This is a genomic window from Bacillota bacterium, from assembly GCA_029961055.1.
Taxonomy (GTDB): Bacteria; Bacillota; Sulfobacillia; order JAIMAT01; family JAIMAT01; genus JAIMAT01.
The window spans coordinates 1-23,456 of record JASBVM010000016.1; the positions used below are offsets into that span (position 1 = coordinate 1).

The window sequence follows — 23,456 nt, forward strand, 5'->3', positions numbered from 1 at the left end:
CCGCGGGAGGCATGGCGGCCCGCCGGCGCCGGCTGCGGATCCGGAGGGCCGCCCGGGCCTCAGAGCCGGAGGTCGCGCCGCTCCACCAGCACCGCCGCCGCCGTGACGAAGAGGAGCGCGTAGGCCAGGAGCGCAGCCGCCGCGCGCGCGAAACCGTCCGCCGTCGAGACCGCCACCGTGGCGTCGAAGCGGCCGAAGATCAGCCACGGCAGCAGGCGGTCGTAACGGCCGGCCGCGCGGAGGGCGACCGTGACGACGTAGAGTCCGAGTGCCACGCCGAGGCCGGCGAAGGTGGCCTGGCTGGAGTCGCTGAAGGCCAGGGAGAGCAGCAGCATCAGCGCCGCCAGGGCCAGCGCGACCAGGAAGGAGAGCGCGAGGGCGCGCAGGCTTCCTGCCAGGGAGAGGCTCTGCCCGGCGGCGGCCGCGCCGCCCCAGGCGGCCAGGAGCACCGCCGTGTGGACCGCCAGCAGCTGCACGGCGATGGCGGCGAAGCGGCCCAGCAGGACTTGCGTCCGGCTGACCGGCTGCGCGAAGAGGAACTCGGCCGTCCCCTGGTCGACCTCGCGGCAGAGCACGCCGGCGGCCGCCACGGCGGCGTAGACGGCCAGCACGAGGGGGAGGAGCGAGTAGATCTCGGCCGCCAGGTAGCTGTCCAGCGTGGCCAGCGAGAGGCGGCTCCCCACGATGGCCTTCAGGGCCGGGGGCAGCTGCTGGAGGTACTGTTGCAAGGAGCCCCCCTTCGCGCCGCCCAGGCTCGGGTAGAGGGAGACGACGAACCAGGTGTAGGCCGCCATGCCGGCCGCCCAGCCCAGCAGCGCGCCCCGTCCCAGGCGCAGGTACTGCCGGAAGAGGAGGATCACGGTCGCCCGCCCCCCTCCGCCCCGCTGAAGTAGGCCAGGAAGACTTCCTCGAGGCTCGGCTCCTCCACCGAGAGGTCGCTCAGCTCGCTCTCCGCCAGCCTGCGCAAGACCGGCCGCAAGTCGCCGGAGACGTGGAAGACGAGGCGCCGCCCCTCCCGCCGGACGTCCCGCACCCCTTCGAGCCCCTCCAGGGAGGGCGGCTCCTGGGCGAAGCTGGCCTGCACCCTCTTGAGGCGCATCCTCCGGAGCGAGGCGACCTCGTCCACCGCCACCACCCTCCCCTCGCGGATGACGGCGACGCGGTGGCAGAGCGCCTCCACCTGCGCCAGATGATGCGAGGAGAGGAAGACGGTCCGGCCGCGCGCCACTTCCTCCCGCAGGAGCTCCTCCAGCGTCCGCTGCATCAGGGGGTCGAGCCCCGCATCCGGCTCGTCCAGGAGGATCAGCTCGGGCTCGTGGGCCAGCGCTGCGACGAGGGCCACCTTCTGGCGCATGCCGCGCGAGAGCTGCTTGACCGGAAGCCCGAGGTCCACGTCGAGGCGGCGGCTCAGCTCCTCCACCCGCCTGCCGGCGCGCAACCCCCGCGTCGCCAGCGTGAACTCGACCACCTCGCGGCCGCGCAGGTTCGGATAGAGGCTGACGTCGCTGGGCAGGTAGCCGGTGCGGCGCCGGATCTCCAGGCCGTGACGGCGCGTCTCCAGCCCGAAGAGGCGCGCCTCTCCCCCGCTGGGGCGCAGGAAGCCCAACAGGAGCCGGATGGTGGTGGTCTTCCCCGCGCCGTTGGGCCCGAGGAAACCGAAGATCTCGCCGCGCTCCACCTCCAGCGAGACATCCTCGACGCCGCGGCGACCCCCGTAGTACTTGCTCAGATGCCGGGTCTCGATCACTGCCACGCAGCTCGCCCCCCGCAAAGGCCGCCCCCGGGCAGGGTAGCACGCGGAGCCGCACTCGACGACCGCCTGTTGAGCGTTTTCCGTAGCCTGCGTCCGCGTGGCCGGCTGCCGGCATGGTCGGCAGGTATGGCGAGGGCAAGGTGGCCCAGACGCTAGCCGGGGCTCCAAGGGACCTCGCGGGGTCCCGGCCGCTCCCGACGGTTGGGCGGCGGTGAGCACCGGTCCACCTGGGCGAGCGGACCCGAGTACCGGCTGGTCCGAGTTGGAGCCGGACGCCACCGCGCCCAGGAGAAGGCTCCGCTGCCGGTGGGCCGCGATGCCAGGGGCCGCCGGCTCGCCGCCGGTTCGCCGAGCTCGGCCGTCTCCACGGCGACGGCGCCGGCGATCTCGCGCCAGAGCTGGAGCTCCCGCCGGCAGGCGGCGCAGGAGGCCAGGTGGCGGTCCACTTCCTGGCGCTCCGCGGGCGAGAGCGTGCCTGCCGCGTAAAAAGGAAGGAGCTCGTGGATCCGCTCCTCTTCCTCGCGGCTCTTCCGCACCGGGCCGCTCATCGCTCCCCCTCCTCCAACTCCGCCGCCAGGCGGAGCCGCGCGCGGCGGAGCCGGCTCTTGACCGTTCCCTCCGGGCAGCCCATCACGCGCGCCACTTCCTCGAGCGGCAGGTGTTCCACCAGGACCAGCTGGAGCGTCGCCCGCTGTTCGGGCGGGAGGCTTCGCACCGCCTCCGCGAGCCGCTCGATCCGCTCGCGGCCCAGCAGCCGTCGCTCCGGGTCGCCTGCGCACGCCGCGCCGGCGCCGATCGAATGCCAGGCCGGCGCCTCGGGAAGCTCGCCGAGGGGCTCGGGAGCGTCGCGTCGCCGGCAGGCGTCCAGCGCCTTGTGGTGGGCGATCCGGAAAAGCCAGCCTGCCACCGCGCCATCGCCCCGGAACTGCGCCGCCCCCTGCCAGACCGCGAGCCAGACGTCCTGAAGCACCTCTTCCGCCCCTTCCGGGTCGGGCACCCAGCGGCGCACATAGGCGCGCAGGCGGTTCCCGTAGCGGCGGACGAGCTCGCCCAGGGCGGCCTCGGCCGCCCCGCCCCGCGGGGAGTCCGCGCCGGACGCCCCGGAGATCGCCCGGTCGCCGATGATGCGGACCAGCTGGAGGTCGCCCGGGGTTTCGCCCGGCCGCGACGGTGCCGTGCGCGTCAGCGACGCTCAGCCCCCCGTGGAGAATGTCGGAGTCCGGGTAGGTCGGGATTCATCCGCCGCCTGGGACAGGTCGCCTACTCCGTTTCGCTCTCCAGCGCCCTGCCGATGGCGCGGAGATGGAGGAGGTCGTGCCAGATGAGGCGGCGGAGCGTCTTCTGGGCGGTCCAGGGTTCCGGGCGGCCGACCGACCAGACGTCCGGCGGGAAGGAGCGGGGCGTGACCGGATCCGCCTCCATGCGGCGCTCGATCCAGGCGTCCGCCAGCCGGCCTAGGGCGCTCAGAAGAAAGTCCTGCCACTCTGCCGCGGCGGGAGCGGCCGCGCGCTGGGCATACCAGAGGTAGACGATGGCCATGTGATCGAAGGTGGCGCCCACGGTCCGGCCGCTGCGGCCCACCGGGCGTCGCAGCGCCTCTGCGTCCAACCTTCTGAGCAGATCGAGGGCGTCCGCCCGCGCGTAGGCGCGGAAGCGCCGGGCACGGGCGAGGATCTCCTGCGGAAGCGGCTCCCGATCAAAGGAGAAGAGCCCCTCGCTGTCCGCCTCCCCCAGGTCCGACGCCACCGGACAGCGCTCCACGCGCCCGATCCGCACCCCGGTGCCCGGCGGTGGCGCCTCCGGGTCCCCGTGCCGCCTGAGCCACGCCCAGAACGCTTCGACGGCTCGGGGGAGCCGGTCGAGCGCCTCCCGCTCGCTCTCGCCGTGACCGGTGCAACCGGGCCACTCCCTCACCCAGCCCAGCGCACGCCCCTTGGGGTCGATCTCGATGCCGACGGTCAGATCGGCCGTATCCATCCTGCCTCCTCCCTCCCGGTCCACGCCCGGCGCGCATGGGGCCTGCCGAGCCCCTCTCCAGCGCGCGAGATCCTCCACCTCCACCGCCCCCGTCACCGGCCGGCGACGCCCGCCTCGCCGGACTCGACCCGATCCGGATCGTCCTCGACGGGGAAGACCAGGCTGAGCCCGGCGACCGCCATCATCGCTCCGAGCACCCACCAGAGGACGTTCAGCGGCAGGTAGGCCATGAGGCCGCCCAAGAGCGCCACGCCCAACGGCGTCATGACGGTGCTCAGAGCGTTGACCAGTCCCGTCACCCGGCCCAGCATCCCCTGCGGGACCGCGCGCAGGAGCCAGGCGGTGGCCGCTCCCCCGGTGACCCCGTTGCCGAGCCCGACCAGGACGGCGAGCGACGTGTCCCAGACCGCGTCGGGCCATGCTCCCAGGGCGGCGTAGCCCACGCCGGCGCAGAGCAGGCCGGCGGCGAGGAGGGTCTTGACCGCCGCCCGCCGGCTGAGAGAGCCCAGCATCATCCCGCCCACCACGACGCCGGCCAGGGCGCCGGCGTTGATCACCCCGAGGAGCGAGCCGCCTCCGTGGAGCGGTCCCTTCACCCAGGCGGTGAGCAGGATGTCGACCGGGGCCAGGGCGAAGTTGGCCACGGTCACCGCCAGGAGGAGGCGGCGGACCAGGCGCGACCGGAAGGCCAGCCGTACGCCGGCCACCCACTCCGCCCACAGGCCGCCGGTGCCCCGGGCCACCGGGACGGCCTCCGAGACGCTCAGGACGAGCAGGCTGGCGACCAAGGCCACGAAGGAGAGCCCGTCCAGCAGGAAGAGGAGGGGCGCGCCGACCGCGTCCAGCAGCGCTCCGCCCGCGAGCATGCCCCCCAGCTGCGCGGCTCCCGACCCGGATCGGAAGAGCCCCGTCGCCGCCGGCAGTTCCTCGGCGGGTACGAGTCGTGGCAGGAGCGCGTTGTAGGCGGGCGAGGAGACCGCGCCCGCGAGCTGGAGGAGGAAGACGAGGACCAGGATCCAGGTGACCGGCAGACCCGCCCGGGCGGCGCCGAACAGGAGGAAGCAGATCAGGGCACGCGCCGCGCCCGTCGCGACCAGCGTGGGTCGCTTCGGCCGGCGGTCCACCCAGACCCCCGCGAACAGGCTCGCCAGGAGGGGCAGCGTGACGGCGACCCCCGCCGAGGCCAGGGCCGCCTTCGAACCCGTCCGGGTGTACACGTACCATGGCAGGGCGATGTCGAAGAGGTTGTTCCCCGCCTGTGAGATCACCTGTCCCGCGAAGAGGATGGCGAAGTTCCTGTGCTGGAAGACGGCCACGGCCCGCCTCCACCGGCCCGGCGCAAGTCTTCTGAGCCCTCCACGATCCTGGCTGACCCATTCGAGGTTCCGGCCTCCTCACCTCCGCCGGCACACACGGCTCCTGGGTCCAGCCGGCGAGATCTCCTGGTATGCTCGGAGGCGCGAGGTGGTGGGTAGGCCCGCTACCGGCACCAAGGGGGTGCATGGCTTGACGAGTGAAGAGCTGCTCCAGTCCTTCTGGAGACACAGGAAGGCCACGCAGCGGATCGCGGATCTCATGCCCGACGAGCGCTTCGGGTTCCGGCCCTACGAGGGCTGGAGGAGCTTTGCCGAGCTGGTGCTTCACGTCGCCGACGCCACCGACCGTATGCTCGCACCCGCGGCCGGCAAGGCCCCGGCGCAGGGAGCCTCCCCCTCCCCCGAGGGGGCGGCCGCGATCCGGCGCTACCTCGCGGCGAAGAGCGCGAGCCAGGAAGAGCTCGTCCGCACCCTGGCCGCCGATCCCCGCCGGCCGGTGGAGTGGCGGGGGATGCAGATGCCGGCCGAGCTGCTCCTCGCCCAGGCGCGGGAGCACGAGGCCCACCACAAGGGCCAGCTGATGCTGCTGGCGCGCCTCGCGGGAGTCCGGGACGAGATGTTCTACCTCGACCGCGGCTGATCCGCACCCGGCGGAAAGCCGCGGGGAGGAGAGCGGGTGCGCCCGCGCGGGGAAGCCGACCCGGTCCGCCGCGCCTGCAGCGGCGCCATGTGCTCCCCGCAGGCGCCCGTCTCCTCGGACCTGTGGGTCCGGGGCCGGAGGCGGGCTCGGTCGGGGACCCGAGGGATGCCCGAGCGTGGAAATGGTAACCTGTTTTCAGGCGTAGACGGGCAGGGATCCGCCGGCGGGAGGCGAGCGACGATCGCGTTCGCTCGTCTGCGATCCGGGGGGAGCGACGGGCGGGGAGAGGGGCCCCGTCCCCGCTCCGCTCGGGGAGGGAGCCGGCGTGGACTTCGTCTACGGGCTGTTGGCGGGTCTGTCTACCGGTCTTCTCAACGCGCTCCTCGTCGTCCTGGCCCTGGTCCAGCCTCGGCTGCGCGGTCCCAGCTCGCTCCAGCTTCTCGCAGGCGCCTTCTACGTTCACTTCTTCACGGACGGGCTGACGCTCCTCGGCGTCCGCCTTCTCCTGCCCCGGGATCCGGCGCTGGTGGGGGCGGCGGTGGGCTTGACGCTGATGCTCGTGCCCACGGTTCTCATCGGCCTGTGGGGAAGGAATCCGCACCCGGCGCGGGTCGATGCGCCGCGGCCCGCGACGGCTGCGCGCCCCCGGCTCCGGCTCGTTCGCGCGCACCGTCTGATCCCGCGCTCCGTCCCCCTGGGCCTCCGCCCGGTCCGGCTGCCCCGGCCCGCGCCCCGGATCCGGAGGGAGGCGCGCGCGCCGGCGGACGACCTGGACCTTCTCGAGGCGGGAACGGTTCGGACCCGGAGGAGGCGTCGCGAAGCCGGGATCGCTCGGCTGGGACCAGCCGCCGGGGATCTCTCCGGCGTGCGCGGGAATCGTAGCCGGATACCAGGCAGCCTGCGCCGGTCGGGACGGCGCACCGCGGGCGCGTCCGGACGGAGGACCAGGTCCGCATGGTCCAGCGGGTCGGTCTGTCGGCGATGGGTGACGTGATAGACCGTCGCCTGGAGGACGTCGCGCATGGCCGCCCTGCCTTCCGAGGCCAGGGTGGCCGGCACGCCTCCGAAGTCGACGGCCAGGACCCGGTCCGCGCCGAGCCGGCGGACCCAGCGGACGGGGAGGTTGTCGCTCAGGCCGCCGTCCACCAGCACGCGGCCCTGCCAGCGGACCGGCTCGAAGACGAGCGGCACGGCGCAGGAAGCGGCCACCGCCACGTCGACCGGAGTCTCGCCGCCCCCCAGTCCCCGGGCGGGCTCCTCCACGCTGGAGAAGACTGCCGGCTCGCCGCTGGCGAGATCGGTGGCCACCACCGCCAGGGGGAGGGGCGAGGAGCGGAGGGGGACGTCGCCGACTTCCTCGCGCACGAAGCGCATCAGGGGCGTGAGCCGGAGCAGGCCGGACGGCCGGCTCCGGATGACGTTGGCGAAAGGCCAGCCCCACCAGCGCGCGTCGATGATCCGCCAGACCCTCGGGTCCGGGGGGATGGAGGGGTCGTAGGCGCCGAAGGCGTAGAGCGCCGCCACGATCGCCCCGGCGCTGGTGCCGGCCACCGCCGCCACCTCCACGCCCAGTTCGTGGAGCGCCCGCAACACCCCCGCATGGACGAAGCCGTAGATGCTTCCCCCCGAAAGGGCGACCCCCACACTTCGTGCCATCCAGGGTCCGCCTCCCCGCGCAAGGCTTCGGCTGACCGTATTGTATTCGCGTCCCCCGCCGGGACCGAGCCGGAGGGCCGCTGTCCGGCCACGCCGGACCCGCGTCCGGTCGCCGTCGCCTCCCGGAGGAAGCGGGCACCCGGCCCCGAAACTCCGCACGACGGAGCGGGCGGTGCCCTGCTCCGGCCACTCCCCTGGGATGGGGGCGGATCGTCCATGGAAGACGGCCACGGCGAGCAACCGCGCCTGGAGCCCCTCCGAGGGCGGCGCGTGGTCAGCCTCGCCCTCAACGTGCCGGGCCCGGTGGCGGCCGCGCGCCTGCACCGGCTGGGGGCGGAGGTGGTCAAGGTGGAGCCGCCGGGCGGCGACCCCCTGGCCGGCTTCGCTCCCGGCTGGTACCGGGCCCTCACCCAGGGACAGCACCTCCTGCGCCTCGACCTGAAGAGCGCGGAAGGGAGGATGGAGCTGGACGAGCTGCTGGGGTCGGCGGACCTGCTCCTCACCGCCCAGCGCCCCTCGGCGCTCGGGCGGCTGGGCCTCGACCGGGCCAGCCTCCGGCGACGCTTCCCCCGCCTCGCCCAGGTGGCCATCGTGGGCCATCCCGCCCCGGAGACGGAGCGGCCCGGGCACGACCTGACCTACCTGGCCGCGGCGGGCCTGGCGCGGCCGCCGCGGCTGCCGCCGACGCTCCCGGTGGACCTGGCCGGCGCCGAGAGAGCGGTCGCCGCGGCCCTGGCGCTCCTGCTGGCGCGCGACCAGGGACAGGAGGCCGGCTACGCCGAGGTGGCGCTGGCCCAGGTCGCCTTCGATCTGGCCGAGCCCCTGCGCCAGGGCCTCACGGCGCCAGGCGGGCTCCTGGGCGGCGGCCTGGCCTTCTACCGCTTCTACCGGGCGAGCGATGGCTGGGTCGCCCTGGCCGCGCTGGAGCCGCGCTTCGCGGCCCGCCTCAAGGAGGAGCTGGCGCTCACTCGCGGGGACGCCCGGGAGCTGGAGGCGCTCTTCGCGCGGCGGCCAGCCGCCGAATGGCAGGCGTGGGCCGAGGCCCGGGACCTGCCGCTGGTGGCGCTCCCCGATGTTCAGGGCGAGCCGCCCGGCTTCACCGCCTGAGCCAGCATCTCCGCATAGGCACGGGCCCCCTCGGGATTGAGGTGGACGCCGTCCGGGTAGAAATACTCCGCCTTGCCCGCGCTGGCCCCGTACCAGTCGACCACCCTCACCCTGGGGAAGCGCCGGGCCGTGGCGTCGATGGTGGCGTTGACCGACCGTTCCCAGGGGCGGGGGACGCGCACGTTGACCAGCACCACCTCCTTGGCCGAGCGGAGGTCGTCGAGGAGAGCGGCCAGCTGGTCGCGGGTGAAGGGCCCGTTGGTGCCGAGCTCGATGATCACCCGGTCGCCCAGCTTCCCCTGGGCGCGCAGTTCGGCCACCACCTTCGGCGCCTCGACCAGCTGGCGGCCCACGCGTCCGTCGATGACCGCGCCGGGCAGAAGCTCGCGGAGGTACGGGGCGACGTCCAGCAGGACGGAGTCCCCGATGGCCGTCACCTCCTTCCCCGGTCCCGCCTGCGGCTCTTCCGCGGCGGCGCCTCCGCCGCCCGGCTTCGCGCCGGCCACGCGACCCGCGGGGCGTTCCCCGCTCCCGCCGCCGGGCGCGGGCAGCAGCTGGTCTCCGCGTCTCCCGGGCCCATGGACGAGCGGCGCCCCCCCGCCTCCCTGCCCGGGCACCGGGGAGGCGGAAGCCGCCGGCGAGGGGGCCGGATCCAGCGAGCCCGCCGCCGGCAGCCAGCCCGAACCGGAGATCCGGCCTCCATCCAGGGGCGCGAGCCCCGCCAACCCCCAGGAGGCGAGGGCCACCACCAGCGCGGCCGCAGCAGCGGTGGCCCAGCCGCGCGCCCGGAGCCACCTCCCCGTCTCGCCCGCGTCGTGCGCCGCCTCCCACCAGCGCCGCGCCGCCCCGCGGCGGAACGGTTCCTCCACGAAGCGGTAGGAGAGGGCGGCGATCAACAGCGTCGCCCCCACCTGGATCGCCGCCCGCTCCGGCCGGAACTCGTTCATCTCGCTCACCGGCGTGGTGAGCGCGATGACCGGGTAGTGCCAGAGGTAGATCCCGTACGAGCGCAGGCCGATCCAGCGGAGAGGCGCCCAGCTGAGAAGCCGGGCGATCCTCCCCTCTCCCGGCGTCGCCGCGGCGATCACCGCCGCGGTGGCCACCGAGACCAGCACCATCCCGCCCTGGTAGAGAAAGCTCCCGTACTCGTCGCTCCACGCCAGCATGGCTCCGATGACCAGGAGACCGGCCGCGCCCGCCGCCTCCAGGGCGAGCCGGGCGGGCGGACGGGCCGCCCGGGGAGGCGCCCCGCTCGGCCAGAGGAGCGCCAGCGCGGCTCCGATCAGCAGGGCGAAGGCGCGGGTGTCGGTGCCGTCGTAGACGCGGGTGGGATCCCCGCCCGGCTGGAAGAGGAGCGCCATGGCCAGCGCCGAGGCCGCGGCCAGCCCCAGAACCGCCGGGACCAGCCGGCTCCTCCGGCGGAGGAGGCGAAGCCCCGCCAGGAGCAGAAGCGGCCAGAGAAGATAGAACTGCTCCTCCACCGCCAGCGACCAGAGGTGACCCAGCGGCGAGGGCGGCCCGAAGCGGGCGAAGTAGGAGACTTTGTGGAAGATGAACCACCAGTTGCTGACATAGACCCAGGCGGCGAGCAGGTCGCCGCGCAGGTTGACCAGCCGGGCCGGATCGACCAGCGCCAGGTAGGCCGCGACGATCAGGAGCATGGCGTAGAGCGCAGGCAGGAGGCGGCGGGCGCGCCGCAGCCAGAAGTGACCCAGGGCGATGCGGCCGCTTCTCCGGTATTCCGCCGCCAGCTGGTCGGTGATCAGGTAGCCCGAGATGACGAAGAAGACGTCCACACCCAGGAGGCCGCCCCTCGCCTGGGCCATCCCCAGGTGGTAGGCGATGACGGCCAGGACGGCCACCGCTCTGAGGCCGTCGAGGCCGGTGATGTAGCGGCGTGGTTCGACGGGGACCAAGGAAGTGTCGCGCCTCCGATCGACCGCAGATGCTGTCCCGTCCGAGAGCGTTCGGAATCAGTCAGAGAGCGTTCCGTCTGCTATGACGGCTCCGGTCCCGGCGCGGTTCCGCCCCTGGAGAACGAGCGGTATGGCGACGCTTCCCAGTTGATGCGCCTGACGCCCGGCTCGGCTCCCGCCGGCGAGGGCTGCCAGCCTCCTCGTGGCCTCCAGCTTCTCCCGGTCGCCCAGCCGGGCCCGCTCCACCGCGTCCGCCAGCACCCGGATCGACCGGTCGTAGGCAGCCCGGTCGACAGGATAGGGATGGCCGTCCTTGCCCCCGTGGGCGAAGCTGTAGCGGACCGGGTCCCGGAAGCTGGCCGGGACGCCGTGGACCACCTCGGCCACCATGCTGAGCGCCCGCACCGTCTGCGCTCCCACGCCGGGCAGCCCGATGAGCGCCTGGAAGTCGGGCACCTGCCGCTCGTAGACCCGGCGCAGGATCCGGTCCAGGCGGTCGGCGTCCGGCACGGCGTGGGCTGCCGGCAGGCTCAGATAGCGGACCAGCGCCCGGCTCGCCCCGTCCGGGCTGTCCTCCGCCGCCGCGGCCCCGTCCGCGGCTCCGCCGCCGGCGGTCGCGCCGGGCGCGGACGCCTCCAACAGGCTCAACTGGCCGGCGCGGGCCAAGCGGGCGGTGCGGGCGGCTTGCACGCCGCGAGCGGCACGGGCAGCCGCCCGGGCCTCCCGGCCGGCGCCCGAGTCGAGCCAGTCCAGGAGGCGGCGGTAGTCGCGGAGCACCGCGTCCGGCCGCTCTTCCCGCGCCAGGGCGGCGATGGTTGTGCGCGCCGGCCCGCTCTCGGGGTCCACCAGGTTGAGCGTCGGTCCGCGGCGGTCGGAGCAGACGGCGCTGTGCGGCTCCTGCACGAAGCTCTTCACCTGCTCCCCCAGCCAGTGGTAGCGCCGCGCCCAGCGCCCGCCCCGTTCCATCCCCTGCTGTACCACCGCCCAGGCGCCGTCCGCCGTGAAGAGAAAGGTGTGGTGATAGAGCTCAAAGCCGTCTTGGACCGCCACCGAGTCCACCTTGGCGGCCAGCCGGCTCGCCCCGACCAGCGACGTCGGGTCGAAGGCCAGGGCATACCGGTCGGCCGCCGTCTCGATCTCCCGCGGCGTCCGCCGCGAGGTGGCCCCCTTGCCGCCGGCCGCGAAGAGGCCCAGATCGCGGCCCCGCTGGGCGAGCGCGATCTTGACGGCGCCCGCCACCGTGGTCGTCAGCCCCGAGGAGTGCCAGTCGAAGCCGAGGACCGAGCCGAAGGCCTGGTACCAGAAGGGATCGGCGAAGCGGCGGAGGACCTCCCGGGGCCCGTACTCCAGGACCACCGCCTCGAGGATGCCGCCCGAAAGCTCCACCATCCGCCGGAAGAGCCACGGCGGGCAGTGACCGCCGTGGAGCGGCAGGTCCGCCACTCCGGTGCGCGTCGCCATCCGCCCAGTCACCCCCGCGTCGCTTGGGACCTGTCTGCTTCCCATTCCCAGGGTAGCGCCACCGCCGGCCGCGGGACAGGCCGGGTTGCCGCCCCGCGGCGGCCGGCGCTATGATGGCTCCACCAGCCTTTCTCCCGACAAGAGCAGATGGAATCGACTCGAAGGCAGAGACTGGACTGCCACCGCGCCCCGCTCCGGGGCGGGTGGCTTTTTTCGTCGGCAGAGCGCGAACGGGGCGGAGAGGAAGCGAGGATCCATGCCCGGGGCTGTCTTCCACCTGATCACCGACCGCGAACGGAGTAGCGGCGATCTTCGCCTCGCCCTGGCGGAGGCCGTCGCCGCCGGCGTCCGCTGGATCCAGATCCGCGAGAAGACGGCGCCGGCGCAAGCACTCTTCCGTTTCGGGCGGGCGCTCCAGACCGATCCGAGGACACGGGCGGCCGCGCTGCTGGTCAACGATCGCGCGGACGTGGCCATGGCCCTCTCCGCCGCGGGCGTCCACCTGGCCAGGAAGAGCCTTCCTGTCGGTCCGGTGCGGCGCTTCCTTCCGCAGGCGATGCTCGTGGGCGCCAGCGTCCACTCGCGCCAGGAAGCGCTGGAGGCGGCGGAGGCAGGCGCCGACTACGTCACCTTCGGCCCGGTCTTCCCCACGCGTTCCCATCCGGGTCAGGCGGGGCAGGGATTGGAGGCCCTGGCGGAGGTGGTGGAGGCCGTCCGGCTTCCGGTGCTGGCCATCGGCGGAATCACGCCGGAGAACGTGGGCAGGGTTCTGGCCACAGGGGCGGCCGGCGTCGCCGCCATCGGCGCCGTTCTGGAGGCGCCCAGCCCGGGCGCCGCCACCCGCCGGCTCCTGGACGCCATCGAGTCCGCCCCCGCGCGCCCCCGCTTTCCCTTCCCGGGCCCATCCACCGCTGGCGCCGTTTCTATGACCTTCGGGAGGTGATGGCCTTGCGCCTGTGGGTCAATGGAAGATCGGAAGAGGTCGTGGACGGGCTCCGGCTGGAGGAGTTCCTCGCCGCCAGGGGGGTGGCGAGGACCGGGCTGGCGGTGGCGGTCAACGGCCGCGTCCTCCGGCCCGGTGAGAACCCGGAGCTCCGGGAGGGCGACCGCCTCGAACTGGTCCGGGCGGTGGCCGGCGGCGAACGGGACGAGGCCGATCGCCTCCACGTCGCGGGGACGCCCCTCCGGAGCAGGCTCTTCCTGGGCACGGGCAAGTACCCCGACGAGGAGAGCATGCGTCGGGCGCTGGAGGCGGCAGAGCCCGGGCTGGTCACCGTGGCGGTCCGCGCCATGAACCCGGGGCGCGGCGAACAGAGCCTCCTGGACGCCATCGATCTCCGCCGCTACCGCCTGCTCCCCAACACCGCCGGCTCCACGAGCGCGTCCCAGGCGGTCCACATGGCCGAACTGGCGCGGGTGGCCACCGGCACCGAGTGGATCAAACTGGAGATCGTCGGCGATCCGAGGACGCTCTGGCCGGACACGGCGGCGACGGTGGAGGCGACCAGGGAGCTGGTCCGGCAGGGCTTCGTCGTCCTGGCCTATACCAGCCCCGATCTGGTGGCGGCGCTGCGCCTGGAGGAGGCGGGTGCCGCCGCCGTCATGCCGCTCGCCTCCCCCATCGGCACGGGCCAGGGCTTCCAGGACTGGGCCGGCCTCCGCCGCATCATCGAGCGGATCCAGGTGCCGGTGGTGATCGACGCCGGGCTGGGCGTCCCCTCCGAGGCCGCACGCGCGATGGAGATGGGTGCCGACGCGGTCCTGGTCAACAGCGCCGTCGCCTACGCCGGCGATCCGGCGGCCATGGCACTGGCCTTCCGCCTGGCGGTCGAGGCAGGGCGCCGCGCCTTCCTGGCCGGCCGCATGCCCGTCCGGGAGGAGGCCGTCCCCTCCAGTCCCACCCGGGGGCTGCCCTCGCCCGGCGGCCTGCCCGCCTCGCTGGAGGGTACGGCCGGATGAGCGCTCCGGCGCTCTTCTCCCGCGCCCCCGACACGCTGGTCGTGGGGGGTGGCGTGATCGGCGCCGCCATCGCCTGGCGGCTCGCCCGCCGCGGCCACTCCGTGGCGCTGGTGGAGGCTTCCTCCATCGCCGCCGGAGCCTCGGGCGCCGCGGCCGGCATGCTCGCCGCGCAGGCCGAGCAGCCCCACCCGGGCGCCCTTTTCGACGCCGGCCTCCTCTCGCGCAGGCTCCTGCTCGAGTGGCGGGAAGAGCTGGAAGGGAGCAGCGGCATCGGGCTGGACCTGGTGGCGACCGGTCTCCTCCGCGTCGCCTCCGGCGACGAGGAGGAGCGCGAACTCCACCGCCGGGTGGCCTGGCAGTCGGCGGCCGGCGCCCCTGCCCGCTGGCTGGATGCGGCGGCGCTGCGGGAGCTCGAGCCCGGGCTCGCCCCCTCGCTCCTCGGCGGGGCCTTCTTCCCCGCGGACAGCCAGCTCGAGGCGCCCCGCCTGGCCAGGGCGTACGCGCTGGCAGCCGCCGGCGAGGGCGCCTTCTTGGCTGAGGGGCTGCCCGCCGCCGGGCTGCTCCGGGAGGGCCGGCGAGTGACCGGCCTGCTCCTGGCCGACGGCCGCCGCCAGCCCGCGGGCCGCGTCGTCCTGGCCGCGGGCCATGCCGCCGCCCGCCTCTGGCCCCCTCTCGGGGAGCGGTTGGCGCTCCACCCGGTGCGCGGGCAGATCCTCGCCCTCCGGCCGTTTCCGGGCACGGCACCGCGCCACACGATCTTCGCCTCCACCGGCTACCTGGTCCCCAAACCGGACGGGCGGCTGCTGGTGGGCTCGGTGGAGGAGGAGGGCGAATGGCAAGCCCGCACCCGGCTCGACGTTCTCGACCGGCTGGCCCGGGCGGCGGTGGAGCTGGTTCCCGCGCTGGCCTCCGCCGAGCCGGTCGCGGCCTGGGCGGGCCTCCGCCCGAAGCTGGGCGACGGCCTCCCGGTCCTGGGCTTCTGGCCGGGAGCGGATGGGCTCTACGTGGCCGCGGGCCACTTCCGGAACGGCATCCTGCTCTCGGCCCTGAGCGGAGAGGCGGCCGCACTCGACCTGCTCGGGGAGGAGCTCCCGCCCGAACTCGGCCACGCCGTGGCGGCCTTCCGGCCGGAAGCGCGGGAGCTCCCCGGGGCCGGCTCGCCCTCCTCCACGGATTGACAATCTCTCCGGCCGCTCTTTATCCTGAGTCCGCCGCACGGACGGAGACCCCGCCCGGCCATCCGGGGCGGGTCTCCTTTCCTGTCCTTGCCCCGGGAGAGGGGATCGCCGCCGGCGGCGCTCCATGCCGGAACGGCGGCCCCAGACGAAGAGGAAGCCGGCCCGGATCGGTCCCGTTGCGCCGCGGGCGCGAGCCGCCGGGACCGTCGGCGGCGACACGGGCTCCACCCGGCATCGCCGCTCGCGGAAGCCGGCGCCGACCCGCGCGAGCCTCCCCCGGTCCCGGGAGAGAATCCACCTGGATCGGATGGGGGTGACCGCCGTTGGAGCGCAGGCTGCGCCTCCGGGACCAGCTCCTCGCCTTCCTCGCGGTGATGGGTCCCGGCATCATCACCATGAACGTCGACAACGACCCGGGCGGCATCACCACCTATTCGGTGATGGGAGCCCGCTACGGGTACGGCATGCTCTGGACGCTCATCCCCATGACCATCCTGCTGGCGCTGGTCCAGGAGATGTCCGCGCGCATGGGTCTGGCCACGGGCAAAGGGCTGGGCGACCTGATCCGCGAGCGGTTCGGACTCCGCGTCACGGTCCTGGTGATGACCCTCCTGGTCCTGACCAACTTCGGCACCATCCTGGCGGAATTCGCCGGCGTGGCGGCGTCCAGCCAGCTTCTGGGCATCCCCGCCTGGCTGGCGGTGCCGCTGGCGGGCGTCTTCGTCTGGTGGCTGGTGGTGCGCGGGAGCTACCGCAGCGTGGAACGCGTGATGCTGGCCCTCACCGTGGTCTACTTCGCCTATCCGGCCTCCGCCTGGCTGGCCCACCCGGACTGGGGCGCCGTCTTCCGGAACCTGGTGCGCCCGTCGGTGCAGGCCGATCCGGCTTATGTCAACCTCTTGATGACCGCGGTGGGGACCACCATCGCGCCGTGGATGATCTTCTACCAGCAGGCGCTGACCGTCGACAAGGGGCTGACCTGGGACGACTACCCGGCCTCGCGCGCCGACACCTACATCGGCGCCTTCATGACCAACTTCCTTCCCGGCTCGCTCTTCATGATCGTGGCCAGCGCCGCCGTCCTCTTCCCGGCCGGCATCCGCATCGAGACGGCGGCCGAGGCCGCGCGGGCGCTGGAGCCCCTGGCCGGCCACTACGCCTCGCTCCTCTTCGCCGTCGGGCTGCTCAACGCGGCCACGCTGTCGGCCTCGGTGGTCCCGCTCTCCACCGCCCACGTGGTGGCCGAAGCGTTCGGGTGGGAGTCCCGTGTCGGGCGCCGCTTCCGCGAGGCGCCCGCCTTCCTCGGCCTCTACACCGCCTTCATCCTCCTGGGTGCGCTCCTCGTCCTCTGGCCCGGGCTCAACCTGATCGAGCTGATGCTGGTCTCCCAGCTGGTCAACGGGATCTTCCTGCCGCTGGTCCTGATCTTCATGATGATCCTGGTCAACGACCGCGCCGTCATGGGCGAGCACGTCAACTCCGGCGTCCAGAACCTGCTGGTGGGCATCGGGGCGGCGCTGCTGATCGGCATCGATCTGCTGCTCCTGGCGCAGAACCTCCTCCCCGGCCTGATGGGACGGGCCTGAGGCGAGGAGCTCGCCGGGGCGGCGCAGGCGCGGGGCGGTGTGCGGGTCCCCCCCTCACCGCCCGGCCGCCCCGCCCCCGGACCCCGTGGATCGGAGCCGCCGCCCAGGATGAGGAGCGCCGGCCAGCCCGCCGTCAGGAAGGTGAGGAGGAGCACCGCCAGGCTCATCCCGCGCGCGATCAGAGCGTTGTCGGTCACTTCCTCGGCCAGCGGGGTCACCCATTCGAAGCCGACGAAGAGGAAGAGGCCCAGGGCGACACCCTGCGCCACCGCCGCCGGCCCCCCGGGGTGGGTGGCCAGCGGCAGGGCGAAGCGGATCCGGTCGAAGGGTTGGCGTTGAACCGCTCGGCGAAGGTCTCCAGGATGCGGCCCATCTCATCCGCGCTCACCAAGGGCGTCCGCACCCCCTTCCTCGGCGGCCAGGTCCAGGACCAATGGGGAGCTTGACCATCTCGCCCGCCAGCCGGCGGGCGAACTTCCTCAGCTCCTCCAGGGAGCGGATCGGGTAGGGGATGCCGGGACCGAACATCAGGTCGCCGTAGGTGACGCTGCAGCCCGCTGCCTCGAGAGCCTCCGCCATGCCGTAGCGGTCCAGGGCGGAGACCATCAGCACCTTCAGCCCGGCGTCTGCCGCGCCGCCTTGAGCAGGCGCTCCCCGTCGGCGATCGCGTAGCGGTCGCCCGCGATGTAGAGGTAGGCGTCCAGCCCTCCCAGCCCGATGGCGTCGACCCGGCCGTCCATCTCGGCGACCGCCCGCTCCGCCGCCTCCACGTCACCGTCGAAGCCCCGCCGGCGCACCTGGATCCGCTCTCCCAGGAGCTCGAGAAGGGCGGTGTGATCCCGCCGGCTGGTGCCCAGGCCGACCGAGACCACCTGCCTGTCGGCCGTGCTCCTCACCTCGCGCGCGCTCGATCACCCGCGCATGCTACTCCTCCCCCGGCGGCCGGTCCAGCCCGCGGCGGTCAGACCAGGCTCCTCAACCGCTCGGGGTCGGTGCCGAGGACCACGTGCCCTTCCCGGAGCAGGAGGAAGAGCGACTGGTTGGGCTTCACCCTCAGCGCCTGGCGCACCACGGGCGGCAGGACGATGCGACCCTTGGGGTCGATGCGGACTGCGACCAGCCGCGGCTCCTCCGGGGCACCGTTTCCGCTTCCAGCCGCCATGGCAGCCTTCACCCTCCCCGGTTCAGTGCAGGAGCTGCTGGGCGGGGACCACCGCCCCCCTGTAGTGCGATTCGATGAAGGCCCTCACCTCGGGCCCGACCAGCGCCCTGGCCAGCGCCTCGACGGCCGGTTTCCCCACGTCGTCCTTCCGCACCACCAGCACATTGGCGAACGGCGAGTCCGCCCTCTCAAGGTACAGGGCGCCGGGATGTTTGAGAAGCCCGGCCTTCCTGGCCTCGAGCACGTAGTTGGTGTTGATGGCCGCCAGGTCCACGTCGTCCAGGGCGCGCGGGAGGATCTCCGCCGCCAGCTCGCGGATCTGGAGATGGCGCGGGTTCTGGACGACGTCCGCGACCGTCGCGGAGGAGCCGGCCCCGGGTCGGAGCCGGATCAGGCCGGCGGACTGGAGCAGGAGGAGCGCGCGCCCGCCGTTGGTGGTGTCGTTGGGGATGGCGACGGTGGCCCCGTCCTTCAGCCCGCCCAGCGAGGTGATCCGGTTGGAGTAGAGGCCCATGGGCTCGATGTGCACCTTGGCGATGGCCACGAGGCCCCCGCCGTTGTGGCTGTTCCAGTCGTCCAGGTAGGGCAGGTGCTGGAAGTAGTTGGCGTCCAGGCTGCCGTCCTTCAAGGCGGGGTTGATCTGGGTATAGTCCGAGAACTCCACCACCTGGAGCCGGATCCCCTGCTTGGCCAGGAGCGGCTTGACCACCTGCTGCAGGATCTCGCCGTGGGGCACGGCGGTGGCGCCCACCTTGAGCACCGTGGCGGCCTGGCCGGCGGCCTTCGCCCCGCTCCCCGGCACGGCCTGCCCGGCCGTGCCGGCGCTCCCCGCCCCGCCGCAGGCCGCGGCCAGCAGCGCCAGCGGCAGGAGGGCCCCGCCCAGCCGGCGTGTCAGCCGGAGAAGGCCGCGCCCCGACTCCGGGTTCCGTTCGTGCTTCACCGTGACTTCCTCCATCCTCTGCTGCCTCCTCGCTGCGTCGAATGTCCGGACCATCTCCCCATCTCGAAGCGGAGACCTCCAGGATCTCCCTGCGCCGCTCGCCCCGCGCGCTCAGCCCCGGTGGTCGAGCCGTCGGGACAGGCGGTCGCCCGTGAACTGGATCACCTGGACCAGGACCACGAGGACGACGATGGCCCAGAGCAGGACCTTCACCTCGTAGCGCTGGTAGCCGTAGCGGTAGGCCAGGTCCCCCAAGCCCCCGCCGCCCACGGCGCCGGCGACGGCCGAATACTCCACCAGCGAGACGGCGGCCACGGTGATCGCCAGGACCAGATCCGGCAGCGCCTCCCGCCAGAGCACCTTCCAGACCACCTGCCAGCTGCTGGCTCCCATGGCCAGCACCGCCTCCACCGCGCCCCGGTCGACGGCCCGGAGCGACCCCTCCACCAGCCGGGCCACGTACGGCGTGGCGCCCACCGCCATGGGCACCACGGCGGCCGAGGTGCCGATCGAGGTTCCGGCCACCCAGCGGGTGAAGGGGATGAGAGCCACCATCAGGATCAGGAAGGGGACCGACCGCCCCACATTGACCACCGCGGCCAGCGCCCGCTGGAGCACGGGCATGGGCGCGATCAGGCCGTGGTCGAGGACGACCAGCAGCGTCCCGAGGGGGAGCCCGGCCGCCACCGCCAGGAGAAGGCTCAGGCCTACCATGTGGAGCGTCTCCAGCGTCGCTTGAAGAAGTTGCGCCGTCAGGTCAGGCATCGCCCGCCCCCGCCTCCGCCGGGCCCGGCACCGCGGCCGGTACCGCGGCCAGCAGCTGCCGCGCCGCCACCGAGAGGGGCTGTCGCAGAAGGCGCTCGGCCGGGCCGCTCTCCACCACCCGCCCGGACTCCAGCACGACCAGGCGCGAGCAGACCGCCCGGACCGCGCTCAGGTCGTGGCTGACCAGGAGGATGGACACCCCGTACTCCTGCCGGATCTCGTCCAGGAGCCGCAGGATCGACGTGGCCGTGGCCGGGTCCAGCGCCGAGGTCGGCTCGTCACAGAGCAGGAGCGAGGGCGTCAGCGCCAGGGCCCGGGCGATCCCCACCCGCTGCTTCTGGCCCCCGCTCAGCTGGGCCGGGTACGCCTCTTCCCAGCCCCTGAGGCCCACGCGCGCCAGGAGGTTCCTGGCGCGCGCCTCGGCCTCGGCGCGACGGACGCCCGCCAGCTCCAGGGGCAGGAGCACGTTCCCCAGCGCCGTCCTGGAAGCGAGAAGGTTGAAGTGCTGGAAGACCATGCCCACCTTCCGCCGGGCCGCACGCAGGGCGCGGCCGCGGAGGCGGTTCACCTCCTGGCCCTGCAGCCGGATGGAGCCGCTCTCCGGGCGCTCCAGACCGACGATGCAGCGGATCAGGGTGCTCTTTCCCGCCCCGCTCCGGCCGACCACCCCCAGCGCCTCGCCGCGGGCCAGCTCGAAGCTGACCTCCTCCAGGGCCTTCCTCGGCCCGTACCGCTTGCTCAGGCCCTGGACCGCCAGTACCGGCGGTCGTCCCGCGGCCTCCGCCGCCTGCCCCGTCACCGCACCGATCCTCCTCCCGCGCTGTCGCGCCGCCCCGCCTGCGGCCTCCCGCCCGGTCGCGGAGATACGAAAAAACCCCTCGCACGCGAGGGGCACCGTCCGCGTCTCTCATCTTTCGGCATACCGCCGCAGGAGTTAGCACCGCTGCCACCAACGTGGCCGGTTGCCGGGCTTCATCGGGCCAGTCCCTCCGCCTGCTCTCGATGGGAGGTGCTTCGCGTCGATATTCGGTTCACGCGCAAAGCAGTCTACCGGGCCGTCCCGCCGCAGTCAACAGGTGCCGTCGGCGGGTGACGAGGGTCAGGGCTGCGGGGCGACCGGCTTCGCCGGCGGGCAGTCGAACTGCTGCCAGTCCCAGTAGGGGCTCTTGGCGGGGCAGAGGCGGATGCCCTCGCTCCGGCCGAGTGCGGCCACCACGGCCGAGGCGAGGAGCGCGTTCCCCGCCGGCGTGGCGATGTGCACCCCGTCGGGGGCGCGAACGTCCTGGAGGACGCCGGAGGAGTCCCGGATGTAGCGCGTGTACCTTCCTGAGGCGTCCTGGAAGAGCTCCCAGGACGAGACGTAGATCACGCCGGGGTGGGCCTCCGCCTGGGCTTCGTAGACGCCGTTGAGCTCCTGCATGGCCGTGTTCGACAGCACCGCCGCGGGCGACATGACGGGCATGCCCACCCAGACGACGCGCGCACCCGCCCGCGTCGCCTCGTCCATCACGGCGGCCACCCTGGCCCCGTACGCCCTTCGCCAGGGCTCGCTGCCGAAGCGCACGTACGCCCCCTGGTCGATGAAGCTGACCGCGTCGTTTCCGCCGAACATGGCGACGACCACCTGCGGGTGGAGGTCGGCCAGCTCGCGCTCGAGGACGGCGGGCCAGTCGTAGTACGCCCTGTTGACCAGCCCGGACGAGCCGACGGCCTTGAGGAGCAGCCGGACGTCGGGCCGGCTTCCGATGACGTCGCGCAGACCGAACCCCAGGTCCATGCCGAGTGAGTCGCCGATGACGAGCACCGTGAGCGGGTGATCCGGGCTCGGCTGGGCAAGGGGCGCCGGCCCGAGCGGGCTCGCCGGGCGGGTCGCGCCAGGGGTCTTCGGCCTCTCCCCCGCCACGCTCCGGGAAGGCGACGCCTCCGACACGGACCGGAGCCCGGCGGATCGCGAGCGGGAGGGTCCGGTATCGGCCACCGCCACGGCGCAGGCGATCCCGAGACCCAGCGCCAGTCCGGCTGCAAGCCATATCGCGCCTCGCCGGTGAACCGCTTGCCGCATCCGTGGTGGACCTCCCGCTGGCGAGGAATCGTCGCCTCACGTGGAGCCGTCCGGCACCGGAAGGATGGATTAGGATCGACCGCCGCACGAGAGGTTCGACAGGCCCGAGCGGCGCTTCCTGCCGGATTCGGCAGGTTCCGCCCGGAAAGGCCTGGCGATCCGCGCGGGCAGAGGCGCTCGAACGGGGCGGGCCGGTATGGGCCGGGGCGAACCGCTCCCGGCCGGTCCCGGCCCGCCCTCGCGCCGCCTAGGCGGGAGCGCCGGCGCGCCCGAGCGACCGGCGCCGCACCGCCGGGAAGAGGAGCGCCAGCGGCGTCCCCAGGGCCGCGATCGCCGCGGACGCGTAGAGGGCCGCGTCGATGCCGGCCGTCTGGGCCACGAAGGCGAGCAACCCGGCCCCCAGCGAGGCGACGGCGTTCCCCCAGCCCAGGACCAGGCCGGATGCCGTGGCCACGTGATCGGGGAAGAGCTCCTGCCCCATGACGATCACCACCGAGCTGACGCTCATGGCGGTGAAGCCGGCCAGCGCCAGCAGCACCAGCGCCAGCGGACCCCGGGCGCTGATGAAGAGGGCCAGGAAGAGCGCGCTGGCCACGGAGGCGACCGCCACCACCGCGGTTCGCGGCACCCGGTCGGAGAGCGCGCCGCCGAGCCCGTTCCCGAGGCTTCCCGCCAGCAGCATGACACCGATGAAGGCCGCGCTCTGCAGCACGGGACCGCCGGAGAGCTTGTAGCGGATGGGCAGATAGGCGATCACCGCCGTGGTCACGATGGAGCGCGAGGCCGACATCAGCAGCAGGAAGAGCGCCGCCACGCCCCGCTCGGAGAGCGCCCGGGCCAGCGTCCGCGCGTCGGCGCCCTGCGCCCCGTGGCCGGTGTGGCCGTCGCCCTCCGCCTCGCGGCCGTTGTACGCCCGGCCGATGGCGCCGGCGATCCAGAGCGCGACGAGGATCCCGGGCAGCGCCACCAGCCCCACGCTCCGCTGCGCCGCGATCATCGCGGCCAGGGCGGCCGCGGTCGGCCCCAGCGCGCGGCCGATGTTGCCCGCCACCATGAAGGCCGACATCCAGAGCCCCCGCGCCTCGCCGCTGGAATCGTGGACGAGGGCGGCGGCCGGCGGATGGAAGGCCGAGTTGCCGGCGGCGGCGATGAAGACCAGTGCGAGCAGAGCGGCATAGCTCGGCGCCAGCCCGAGGAGGCCCACGGCGGCCGCCCCGACCAGGAGCGCAAAGGGCAGGACCCGCAGCCCTCCCCGCCGGTCGGCCAGATAGCCCCAGACGGGCTGGAGGAGGGCCGCCGTCAGGCCGTTGGCCGAGGTGACCCAGGCGGCCATGGCCACGGTCATGTGCAGCGGTCCCATCAGCAGCGGGACCAGCGTCGGATAGATGTTGCCATACAGGTCGTTCAGGAAGTGCCCCAGGGCGGCGATGGCGACGTTGGCCCGCGCAGCCTGGCGCGCGCCCGCCGCCCCTCCCGTCGCGACTTCAGCCCCGGACATCCTCCGCCTCCTTCCACGCCTCGAGCCAGAAGTCCAGGTTGTCCCGGCTCCGCCGGATCTCCTCGCTCCACTCCCGCAAGAGCTCCCGGCCCCGAGGCGTGATGGTGTACTCCCGGGCGGCGGCCCCGCGGCCCGTCCGCCACTCGGACTCCACGGCACCCGCCGACTCCAGGTCGCGGAGCGTCCGGTAGACGCTGGGCTGGTCCGCCTGCCAGCCGCCTGGAAGATGGGCGCTCAGCCAGAGATCGATCCCCCGGCCGTGCATCCGGCCGCACCGGAGCACGGCCAGCAGGACGAAGGCCGGCAAGTGGCGGCCCCGGGTTTGGATCCGCTCCAAGCGATCCGTCCTCCCCTCCCCGTCGGCGGGCCGAATCCAGCATACTGCAATTCGCACTTATATGCGTAATGCACTAATCAGCACGAAGACGCCCACCCCGGGAGCCGGCCCGCGACCCCGAGAAGGGTGGGAGGAAGGCGGGA

Annotated in this window: 24 protein-coding genes and 1 riboswitch; of the genes, 6 read left to right on the forward strand and 18 right to left on the reverse strand. The window is 73.7% G+C overall.

From position 1 onward, the window contains the following. Positions 1 to 59: 59 nt before the first annotated feature. From QJR14_05480 to QJR14_05505, 6 genes are all read right to left on the reverse strand, one after another. Positions 60 to 860: an ABC transporter permease subunit gene (locus QJR14_05480; GenBank protein MDI3317051.1), complete on the reverse strand. Its 801-nt coding sequence runs from the start codon at positions 858 to 860 to the stop codon at positions 60 to 62. Next, positions 857 to 1,753, reverse strand: a complete 897-nt coding sequence (locus QJR14_05485) for an ABC transporter ATP-binding protein (protein MDI3317052.1) — start codon at positions 1,751 to 1,753, stop codon at positions 857 to 859. Before QJR14_05485 ends, QJR14_05480 begins: the two co-directional genes overlap by 4 nt. A 152-nt stretch (positions 1,754 to 1,905) precedes the next feature. Next, positions 1,906 to 2,301 (reverse strand): zf-HC2 domain-containing protein, encoded by a 396-nt coding sequence (locus tag QJR14_05490; protein MDI3317053.1) that lies wholly within the window; start codon positions 2,299 to 2,301, stop codon positions 1,906 to 1,908. After that, entirely contained in the window at positions 2,298 to 2,807 is a 510-nt protein-coding gene (locus QJR14_05495) for a sigma-70 family RNA polymerase sigma factor (GenBank protein MDI3317054.1), read from the reverse strand. The genes QJR14_05490 and QJR14_05495 overlap by 4 nt, the downstream gene beginning before the upstream one ends. A gap of 206 nt (positions 2,808 to 3,013) precedes the next feature. Then, positions 3,014 to 3,730, reverse strand: a complete 717-nt coding sequence (locus tag QJR14_05500; protein ID MDI3317055.1) for a hypothetical protein — start codon at positions 3,728 to 3,730, stop codon at positions 3,014 to 3,016. A 92-nt stretch (positions 3,731 to 3,822) separates the two neighbouring features. Then, on the reverse strand, positions 3,823 to 5,046 hold the full coding sequence (locus QJR14_05505) for an MFS transporter (protein ID MDI3317056.1): 1,224 nt from the start codon (positions 5,044 to 5,046) through the stop codon (positions 3,823 to 3,825). A 190-nt stretch (positions 5,047 to 5,236) separates the two neighbouring features. Between QJR14_05505 and QJR14_05510 the strand changes: the two genes are divergently transcribed. Continuing rightward, positions 5,237 to 5,686, forward strand: a complete 450-nt coding sequence (locus QJR14_05510; protein ID MDI3317057.1) for a DinB family protein — start codon at positions 5,237 to 5,239, stop codon at positions 5,684 to 5,686. A gap of 459 nt (positions 5,687 to 6,145) precedes the next feature. Here the strand turns inward: QJR14_05510 and QJR14_05515 are convergent, their stop codons facing one another. Then, positions 6,146 to 7,342 carry a patatin-like phospholipase family protein gene (locus QJR14_05515; GenBank protein MDI3317058.1) on the reverse strand — a complete coding sequence of 399 codons (1,197 nt, stop codon included), beginning with the start codon at positions 7,340 to 7,342 and terminating at the stop codon, positions 6,146 to 6,148. 216 nt (positions 7,343 to 7,558) lie between these two features. On the opposite strand from QJR14_05515, the gene QJR14_05520 reads away from it, so the two are divergent. Continuing rightward, a complete protein-coding gene (locus QJR14_05520) occupies positions 7,559 to 8,449 on the forward strand; it encodes a CoA transferase (GenBank protein ID MDI3317059.1) in 891 nt (296 codons plus the stop codon). Here the strand turns inward: QJR14_05520 and QJR14_05525 are convergent. Continuing rightward, a complete protein-coding gene (locus tag QJR14_05525; GenBank protein MDI3317060.1) occupies positions 8,419 to 10,365 on the reverse strand; it encodes an acyltransferase family protein in 1,947 nt (648 codons plus the stop codon). The genes QJR14_05520 and QJR14_05525 overlap by 31 nt on opposite strands. Positions 10,366 to 10,422: 57 nt before the next feature. Continuing rightward, positions 10,423 to 11,826, reverse strand: a complete 1,404-nt coding sequence (locus tag QJR14_05530) for a DUF763 domain-containing protein (protein MDI3317061.1) — start codon at positions 11,824 to 11,826, stop codon at positions 10,423 to 10,425. 256 nt (positions 11,827 to 12,082) lie between these two features. On the opposite strand from QJR14_05530, the gene thiE reads away from it, so the two are divergent. The 4 genes from thiE (at position 12,083) to QJR14_05550 (ending at position 16,549) form a co-directional block, all read left to right on the forward strand. Further along, entirely contained in the window at positions 12,083 to 12,769 is a 687-nt protein-coding gene (gene thiE / locus QJR14_05535) for a thiamine phosphate synthase (protein ID MDI3317062.1), read from the forward strand. After that, positions 12,769 to 13,785, forward strand: a complete 1,017-nt coding sequence (gene thiS / locus QJR14_05540; GenBank protein ID MDI3317063.1) for a sulfur carrier protein ThiS — start codon at positions 12,769 to 12,771, stop codon at positions 13,783 to 13,785. Before thiE ends, thiS begins: the two co-directional genes overlap by 1 nt. After that, positions 13,782 to 14,963: a glycine oxidase ThiO gene (gene thiO / locus QJR14_05545; GenBank protein ID MDI3317064.1), complete on the forward strand. Its 1,182-nt coding sequence runs from the start codon at positions 13,782 to 13,784 to the stop codon at positions 14,961 to 14,963. Before thiS ends, thiO begins: the two co-directional genes overlap by 4 nt. A gap of 323 nt (positions 14,964 to 15,286) precedes the next feature. Beyond that, positions 15,287 to 16,549 carry an Nramp family divalent metal transporter gene (locus QJR14_05550; GenBank protein MDI3317065.1) on the forward strand — a complete coding sequence of 421 codons (1,263 nt, stop codon included), beginning with the start codon at positions 15,287 to 15,289 and terminating at the stop codon, positions 16,547 to 16,549. A 384-nt stretch (positions 16,550 to 16,933) separates the two neighbouring features. On the opposite strand, the gene QJR14_05555 is transcribed toward QJR14_05550, so the two are convergent. The 9 genes from QJR14_05555 to QJR14_05595 form a co-directional block, all read right to left on the reverse strand. After that, positions 16,934 to 17,155, reverse strand: a complete 222-nt coding sequence (locus QJR14_05555) for a hypothetical protein (protein MDI3317066.1) — start codon at positions 17,153 to 17,155, stop codon at positions 16,934 to 16,936. Positions 17,156 to 17,163: 8 nt separating this feature from the next. Continuing rightward, positions 17,164 to 17,445: a hypothetical protein gene (locus tag QJR14_05560; GenBank protein MDI3317067.1), complete on the reverse strand. Its 282-nt coding sequence runs from the start codon at positions 17,443 to 17,445 to the stop codon at positions 17,164 to 17,166. A 65-nt stretch (positions 17,446 to 17,510) separates the two neighbouring features. Then, positions 17,511 to 17,711, reverse strand: coding sequence for an AbrB/MazE/SpoVT family DNA-binding domain-containing protein (locus QJR14_05565; protein MDI3317068.1), 201 nt, complete (start codon positions 17,709 to 17,711; stop codon positions 17,511 to 17,513). Positions 17,712 to 17,733: 22 nt separating this feature from the next. After that, positions 17,734 to 18,666, reverse strand: coding sequence for a MetQ/NlpA family ABC transporter substrate-binding protein (locus QJR14_05570; protein MDI3317069.1), 933 nt, complete (start codon positions 18,664 to 18,666; stop codon positions 17,734 to 17,736). Between the two features lie 96 nt (positions 18,667 to 18,762). Then, positions 18,763 to 19,416, reverse strand: a complete 654-nt coding sequence (locus tag QJR14_05575) for a methionine ABC transporter permease (GenBank protein MDI3317070.1) — start codon at positions 19,414 to 19,416, stop codon at positions 18,763 to 18,765. Further along, positions 19,409 to 20,215: an ATP-binding cassette domain-containing protein gene (locus tag QJR14_05580; protein MDI3317071.1), complete on the reverse strand. Its 807-nt coding sequence runs from the start codon at positions 20,213 to 20,215 to the stop codon at positions 19,409 to 19,411. The genes QJR14_05575 and QJR14_05580 overlap by 8 nt, the downstream gene beginning before the upstream one ends. A 105-nt stretch (positions 20,216 to 20,320) precedes the next feature. Then, a riboswitch (SAM riboswitch) is annotated at positions 20,321 to 20,425 on the reverse strand. A 90-nt stretch (positions 20,426 to 20,515) separates the two neighbouring features. Continuing rightward, entirely contained in the window at positions 20,516 to 21,220 is a 705-nt protein-coding gene (locus tag QJR14_05585) for a DUF459 domain-containing protein (protein ID MDI3317072.1), read from the reverse strand. A gap of 505 nt (positions 21,221 to 21,725) precedes the next feature. Continuing rightward, on the reverse strand, positions 21,726 to 22,976 hold the full coding sequence (locus QJR14_05590; protein ID MDI3317073.1) for an MFS transporter: 1,251 nt from the start codon (positions 22,974 to 22,976) through the stop codon (positions 21,726 to 21,728). After that, a complete protein-coding gene (locus QJR14_05595) occupies positions 22,963 to 23,313 on the reverse strand; it encodes a PadR family transcriptional regulator (protein MDI3317074.1) in 351 nt (116 codons plus the stop codon). The genes QJR14_05590 and QJR14_05595 overlap by 14 nt, the downstream gene beginning before the upstream one ends. Positions 23,314 to 23,456 lie beyond the last annotated feature (143 nt).